Below are 6,000 nucleotides of genomic sequence, written 5' to 3'. Positions count from 1 at the left end.
GACAGGGACAGGAAGCGTGTGAGCGGAGAAGTTCCCCGATCCGAAGCGTTCCTTCCCCGCCTGAACAGCGGACGCGTGGTTGTCGAAGGCCTGAATGACCACGCGGTCAACCATGAGCACGGCGCATGCGCCGTGCTCGGCAATCAGATCGTCCTCCTGCTCGCGTAGCGCTTCGGCGTTCGTGAGCAATTGCCCGAACAGCGGATGAGGCCCACGAGTGGGCTCTGCATCGGTGTGCATGGAGTGCTCCCATCGTTGGTTTGTTGCTGGCATGGCGCTACGCGCGAAGGGCCGGGTCAGCGGGCTGGGGCCGGCGACGTGCCTTCAGCATAAGAGCGCGTCCGGGTCGAGGAAGGTGATATCGCTGGACGGCCGGTGGGGAGGCGCAGAAGGGTTGCGAATCTGCTGGTCAGACCGGTTTGCGGGACGCGTGAAGGTGCTGGTCGATCTCGTGCGGCCCGACGGGACGGTCTGCGGCTTGGGCGTGACAATCGATCGGATCCGGGGCGGGGTGGCGGTGGGCACGGGCGCCGCTACGTTGACCGCCGGACTTGGGGCGCCGTCGAGGGTTCCCCGTGATGTGCGCCGGTCTGCACGCAGGCTGACGTGGGCGGCGATTCGGCCGAGCGGCTTGGGCTTGTACGGTGTCTTGCGCGTGATCGCGCTGCGTGTTGGGTGTGGGCGGCAAGTATGTCGGCCGGCTCCGGGGACAGGACTAGCCGGATCGAGCCTGCAGGAGGCGCCACCACGATGAGGATCATCACGCGAGAGGAAATCGTCGAGATCTGCACGGAGACGGCTCGGCGGGCGGGCCTGACGTTCGAGGAGTTCATGGCCGAAGGCGAGGCGGACCTGCTGACCGACGCAGAGTGTCGAGGTGAGTGGCTTCTCTACAAGAACGCGTTGCTCGGGCGGTGACGGCACGGAATCTTCGGCCACGCGTTGAGGAGTTCGTGGGCAGCCTGAACGCGGTGCTCGTCGGGGCAATCGACACGCCGGCCAGGTTCGAGGCCACGAGTTACCGTGACGACGATCTGGCGTTCGTCCGGGTCGTTGAACGCCACAGCGACCTGACCGGGGGTCTCGCCCTCCTCCGTGCCGCTGATGCGCCGAGCGCGCCTGCACTGTTCCTGAATGCGCACTACAACGTCGAGATGAGCCCGACCGGTGGTCACCTGCGAGTCGCCACCTCCCTGGTCGGGCTCTGGGCTGACGTGACCGGGGGGCGCAAACGGCCGCGCCCGCTCGTACGGGTCGAGTACGACCGGAGTTGGCTGGGCCGTGATCGGGCCGCGGCGCACGTTCATCTGCATGCGAACTCGCCGGAACTGGCGTGGATGTACGGATCCAGCGGTCGGCCCGCTCCCGATCTGCACGCGCTGCACTTCCCCGTCGGCGGGCGCCGGTTCCGGCCGACCCTCGAGGAGTTCCTGCTGTTCCTGGACAGGGAGAATCTCTTCAACGACTGGAAGGCGGGTTGGAAGCCGAAGGTGCTCGAATCGGTGGATGCGTGGGAGCGGCAACAGGCCCGGGCGACGGCCCGGCAGTTCCCCGAGGAGGCGGTCGGCGCGCTCGAGACGCTGGGCTACCGCGTCACGGCCCCGAGCGCCGGGCCCGGAGTCTAGTTATGACATAATCGTACAGACGGCTACTGTACTAGATACGAGTATGTCATATCCGATGTTCCACCCTGCCTCTGGGCGCGCGCCTGCGGTCACTCTCACCGCCGCGGAGTTTGCTGCGGAGTTCCCGTGCGAGGGTCTTCATGTCGAGTTCAAGGAGGGTGTGTCGCACTCCCGCATCGCCGAGACGGCGATGGCGTTCTCGAACGCCGATGGCGGGGTGGTGCTCCTCGGCGTGACCGACGACGGGGTGGTCCGCGGCGTGGACCTCGCAGCCGGCGGCGAGACCCGGCTCCGGAACACCCTGGGCCAGGTGCGCGACCTGGGACCGCACCACATACATCGGCTCATTGTGGATGGGCGCACGGTCGTGGCCATCGGGGTCGGGCGTCGCCGGGACGGATTCGCGCAACTCGCAAGCGGCACGGTGAAAGAGCGGCGCGGCGTCTCCAACCACACGCTGCTCGGGGCCGAACTCTCCGACTTCATCGCCCGGCGGTTCGTGCGCACGGTGGAGGCGGCTCCCACAGCGCTGCGGCCCGACGCCATCGATCCCGGCCTGGCGGGGGAACTGTCCGGGGCGTGGCAGTGGCCGGTGTCGCCGGGAGCGCCGGAGTCGGAGTTGCTGGATCGCCTGCGCGACAGCGGTTTCCTGGTGCACAACGGCGACGGGGACCGCCTGAGCGTCGCTGGGGCGCTGTACCTGCTGGCCGATCCCGCCGGGGTCTTGGGGAAGCCGTTCGTCGAGGTGTTCCGCTACCGGTCCGAGGCGCTGGACTACGACCGGCGCGCCGAGTTCCGCGGTCCGCTGCAGCGGCAGATCGAAGCGGCCGTCGACTTCGTGCTCGACGAGTTGGGTTTCGACCTGGTGGTGCTGGGCGTGCTGCGCCACGAACTGCACCGCCTTCCCCGGGCCGTGCTGCGGGAGGCGATCGCCAACGCCGTCGCCCACCGGTCCTACGCGCCGACGGCGGCTGCCGAGGCGGTGCGCATCGAGATTCGACCCGACCGGGTGGTGGTGCGCTCGCCGGGCGGGTTGCCTGACGGCGTGTCCCTCGACCTGCTGGCCCTCCGGTCGGTCCCCCGCAACGTGCTGTTGATCCGCACGCTGCGCTTCTTCGGCATCGCCGAGGACGCGGGACGCGGCGTCCGCCTCATGCGCGACCACATGGCCCTGAACCTCATGGCACCGCCGCGATTCGAGGCGGACGACTCGTCGGTCACCGTCACGCTGCTGCTGGGGTCCGAGGCGGCGCCGCCGGAGCGGGCCTGGCTGGCTCGAACGCTGAGCGGCGAGGCGTCCGGCGCCCTGCGGCCCCACTCGGTCGGCGACCCCGGGGGAATGCCGGACGGCACCGAGGGGAGGGACGCCCGCGTGTTGCTGGAGGTCGCCCGGGGCGAGACGCTCACCAACGGCCACGTCCGCCGGTTGCTCGACGTCGGCGCCGCCGAGGCCCGGGCGGCACTCCGCCGCCTGCGCGACCGCGGCTTCGTGCAACAGCGGGGCACGGGCTCGGGTGCCACCTACGTGCTGGCGCCGCATCTCGAGGGCGTCGAGGGCCCCGGCGGTGTGCGTGTCCGGCCGGTGGACCCCGGTGAGGTGGTGATGGCGCTGGCGAGGGAAGGGCACGTGACCAACGAGGCTGTCCGGGACCGAACCGGCCTCGACCGGGTGGCCGCGCTGCGGGTGCTCAACGCCCTCGTCGCCGCCGGCCGCCTGGAGCGCCGCGGCAGCAGGCGGGGCAGCCACTACGTCATCCCTGGACCGCCCGCCGCAAGGCAATGATCGCAGTTATGGCATATTCGTGAGATACAGCCGGATTGTCCTTGTGAATATGTCATTACCGCTCCACCTCGGCGAGGCGGGCCCGGTGCTCCCGGTAGCGGCACTCGAGGTTGCTCCAGAGCCGCTCGGCCACGCCTGTTGCACCGACGAACTCGTACCCCGGGCCCGGCAATGCAGCGGTAGCCGAAGTTCGTAGCTAGGCGGGCGCCTTGGCGGGCTCCAGGACGACGACGGCGGTCCCGTTCGGACGGCGCTCAGCGAATGCGTCGAGCTTCTTGTTCACCTCGGCCCATCGTTGCCAGAGGCGTTGTCGCTCCTCGTCCGTCGCCACCCGTGCGACCACGTCACGTTCGCCGTCGACCAGCGCGACGTGGGCCTCGGGGGTGGCCTGGAGGTTCAGCCACCACGCCGGCTCAGCGGGGTCCCAGCCGTTCATGGCGAGGGTGACCAGGTTCGGGCCATCCTCGACATAGGCGAGCATCACCGGTCGTTCGCGCCCCGAGCGGCGCCCAATCGCTGTCAAATGCATCAAGCCATACTGATCAGGCCTTGGTGGACGGAGGCCCTTCCTCCTTCTCGTGAGGCGGTACAGATCACTATGAATCCGCCAAGCAAGGCGAACGAACCAACGCGGTGGCATGAAGGGCTGCTTCTCGTTCGTCGGTGTCGCCACGTTCCGTTCCTCTCTCAACGGGCCGCGGGGGCGTCCGGTGGGCTTTGGGGATGAGCCTCGGTGACTGGTTGCCCCGGCTGTGACCTCGGCTGTGGCGACGCTATCGCGCTGGGGGTAGAGCTGGCTCATGGAGTCCTCGCCGAGCACGCCGAGGACGTCGAGGTCCGCCGGGCTCGACCCTCAGCCGCCTCCGGCGGAGCGGAGAGCCTCGGTTAGGTGGGTGACCGGACGGGTTGGCTCTTCGAGCGTGCTGTGGAGGGTGCCTGTCAGGCCGGGCGGGACCAGGCCGCCCGCTCCGGCGCCGGTCCCTGCGCCGTGTGGTGGATGAGGAACTCCCGCGGAGCGATGCGGTAGCTGCCGGGGTCGATCACCCCCGTCGTGAACGACTTGTGCGCGTTGGGGCAGTGGTAGCACTCGTTGTAGTTCTCCACCGCCAGCTTCCAGTTGGCGGCGATCCGCCGGGTGCGCCGGGACGTCAGCAGCCTCTCGCCGGCGTCGGGGGCCAGCGCCAGCAGGCCGGCCTCCAGGCCGGGCGCCGTCTCCGCCAGCGACGCCGCGCCGGGGTCGAGGTTCACGTACAGGAACCCGGCGAGGGCTTCCACCCGCACCGGCGGCACGCACAACTCGCCCACGTCCTCGCCCCGGGCGTGCAACAGCCGCCCGCCGAGGCTGTAGGACCAGGCGTGATACGGACAGGTGATGCTGTCGACGGTGTCCGCCTCGACGGCGACGAGTTCGTGGCCGCGGTGCTGGCAGACGTTGTAGAAGGCGCGCACCGCCCCGGCGTCGTTCGCCACGATCACGCTCTCGTCGCCGACGGTGGCGGTGATCAGCTGCCCCGGCGCCGCCACCTGTGACCGGTGCCCCACGAGATGCCAGGAGGGGGCGAAGACGCTCTGAAGCTCCCGGTCGAAGATCTCCGGGTCGGTGTAGTAGCGGGCCGCCAGGCCCGCCGGCCGGGTGTCGTCCATGTTGCTCACCCCCTCGCCCGTGCCCCCCCGACGCCCTCAGCCCAGGTCGGCCAGGGCGTCGACGAGGTGGTCCATCCGCTCGATGAGGTTCACGTCGCAGCGCAGGAAGCGGTCGCCGAGCCCCCGCCACGACACCGCCCCGTCCTTCACGATGACCCCTCGCTCCAGCAACACCTCGAACACCCGAGTGGAGTCGGTGTCGGGATCGAGTACCTCCACCAGGAAGAAGTTGGCGCAGCTCCCGGGCACCATCCGGAACCGCTCCAGGGACTCGAAGCGGCGCCGGGCGGCGCCCCTCGGCCTCCGCGAAGAGGTGGTAGATGGGGAAGCACGGGCCGGGCATCTGGATGCGACCGCCGGGCTCCCAGAACGAGCGGATGATCAGCGAGATGATCTCGGTCTCCCCGGCACCGCAGATCACCTGTTCGGGGGCGTAGCCGTGGACCTCGGCGATCCTGCTGCGCAGCGGCTCGGCGGTCCACGACGGGTAGAGGTGCAGCCGGTCGAGGCTCTCGGCCACCGCGGCGATGCAGGACGAGAACGGCAGCGGCGAGTCGTCGGGCACGATGAATGCGTGCGCCGCCGGGGCGGCAATCGGCGCCGCCCAGGTGTCGCTGATGGCGATGACCGGCACGCCGCGGCGGTCGGCCAGGCGGACCGTCTCCACGATCTCGCTGCGGAAGGGGCTGAATGTCATGGACACCAGCACGTCGTCGCGGCGCATCCGGGCGACGTCGTCGATGGCGAGCCCGATGGTGGGGATGGCGGTGACGTTGTCCACCGCCATGCCGGCCAGGTACGCGAAGTTCTCCGCCAGGGGTTTGGCCACGCCGACGCCCAGCACGTAGGCGCGCCGGGCGGCGTTGATGAGGTCGGCGGCGGCCTTCAGGTCGCCGGCCTGCACGTCGGCGAACAGCGACTCGACGTTGCCGAGGGCCGCCGCTGCCA

8 protein-coding genes are annotated in these 6,000 nt (G+C 69.9%); 4 read left to right on the top strand and 4 right to left on the bottom strand.

The window, feature by feature from the left end:
* A partial coding sequence (locus OXG55_08965; GenBank protein ID MCY4103374.1) for a hypothetical protein occupies positions 1 to 240 on the bottom strand: 240 nt, incomplete at its 3' end.
* A 510-nt stretch (positions 241 to 750) separates the two neighbouring features.
* On the opposite strand from OXG55_08965, the gene OXG55_08960 reads away from it, so the two are divergent.
* From OXG55_08960 to OXG55_08950, 3 genes are read left to right on the top strand one after another with little or no spacing between them, the layout of a single operon-like run.
* Positions 751 to 918, top strand: coding sequence for a hypothetical protein (locus OXG55_08960; protein MCY4103373.1), 168 nt, complete (start codon positions 751 to 753; stop codon positions 916 to 918).
* 35 nt (positions 919 to 953) lie between these two features.
* Positions 954 to 1,625 carry a hypothetical protein gene (locus OXG55_08955; GenBank protein MCY4103372.1) on the top strand — a complete coding sequence of 224 codons (672 nt, stop codon included), beginning with the start codon at positions 954 to 956 and terminating at the stop codon, positions 1,623 to 1,625.
* Positions 1,626 to 1,668: 43 nt separating this feature from the next.
* Positions 1,669 to 3,408 (top strand): putative DNA binding domain-containing protein, encoded by a 1,740-nt coding sequence (locus tag OXG55_08950; protein MCY4103371.1) that lies wholly within the window; start codon positions 1,669 to 1,671, stop codon positions 3,406 to 3,408.
* Positions 3,409 to 3,604: 196 nt separating this feature from the next.
* Here OXG55_08950 and OXG55_08945 read toward each other — a convergent pair whose 3' ends face one another.
* From OXG55_08945 to OXG55_08935, 3 genes are all read right to left on the bottom strand, one after another.
* Positions 3,605 to 4,048, bottom strand: a complete 444-nt coding sequence (locus tag OXG55_08945) for a nitroreductase/quinone reductase family protein (GenBank protein MCY4103370.1) — start codon at positions 4,046 to 4,048, stop codon at positions 3,605 to 3,607.
* Between the two features lie 299 nt (positions 4,049 to 4,347).
* Positions 4,348 to 5,052: a Rieske 2Fe-2S domain-containing protein gene (locus OXG55_08940; protein ID MCY4103369.1), complete on the bottom strand. Its 705-nt coding sequence runs from the start codon at positions 5,050 to 5,052 to the stop codon at positions 4,348 to 4,350.
* A 36-nt stretch (positions 5,053 to 5,088) separates the two neighbouring features.
* Positions 5,089 to 5,304, bottom strand: a complete 216-nt coding sequence (locus OXG55_08935; protein ID MCY4103368.1) for a hypothetical protein — start codon at positions 5,302 to 5,304, stop codon at positions 5,089 to 5,091.
* 275 nt (positions 5,305 to 5,579) lie between these two features.
* On the opposite strand from OXG55_08935, the gene OXG55_08930 reads away from it, so the two are divergent.
* Positions 5,580 to 5,900, top strand: coding sequence for a hypothetical protein (locus OXG55_08930; protein MCY4103367.1), 321 nt, complete (start codon positions 5,580 to 5,582; stop codon positions 5,898 to 5,900).
* Positions 5,901 to 6,000 lie beyond the last annotated feature (100 nt).

It is taken from the genome of bacterium, assembly GCA_026708055.1.
Classification (GTDB): Bacteria; Actinomycetota; Acidimicrobiia; order Acidimicrobiales; family CATQHL01; genus VXNF01.
This window is presented reverse-complemented; position numbering and strand designations above follow the sequence as displayed.

Bases quoted from the DNA above. Each gene is read 5' to 3' on its own strand.
- OXG55_08940 (MCY4103369.1), bottom strand. From the start codon at position 5,052: ATGGACGACACCCGGCCGGCGGGCCTGGCGGCCCGCTACTACACCGAC.
- OXG55_08930 (MCY4103367.1), top strand. From the start codon at position 5,580: ATGCAGGACGAGAACGGCAGCGGCGAGTCGTCGGGCACGATGAATGCG.
- OXG55_08950 (MCY4103371.1), top strand. From the start codon at position 1,669: ATGTCATATCCGATGTTCCACCCTGCCTCTGGGCGCGCGCCTGCGGTC.
- OXG55_08945 (MCY4103370.1), bottom strand. From the start codon at position 4,048: ATGCCACCGCGTTGGTTCGTTCGCCTTGCTTGGCGGATTCATAGTGAT.
- OXG55_08960 (MCY4103373.1), top strand. From the start codon at position 751: ATGAGGATCATCACGCGAGAGGAAATCGTCGAGATCTGCACGGAGACG.
- OXG55_08935 (MCY4103368.1), bottom strand. From the start codon at position 5,304: ATGGTGCCCGGGAGCTGCGCCAACTTCTTCCTGGTGGAGGTACTCGAT.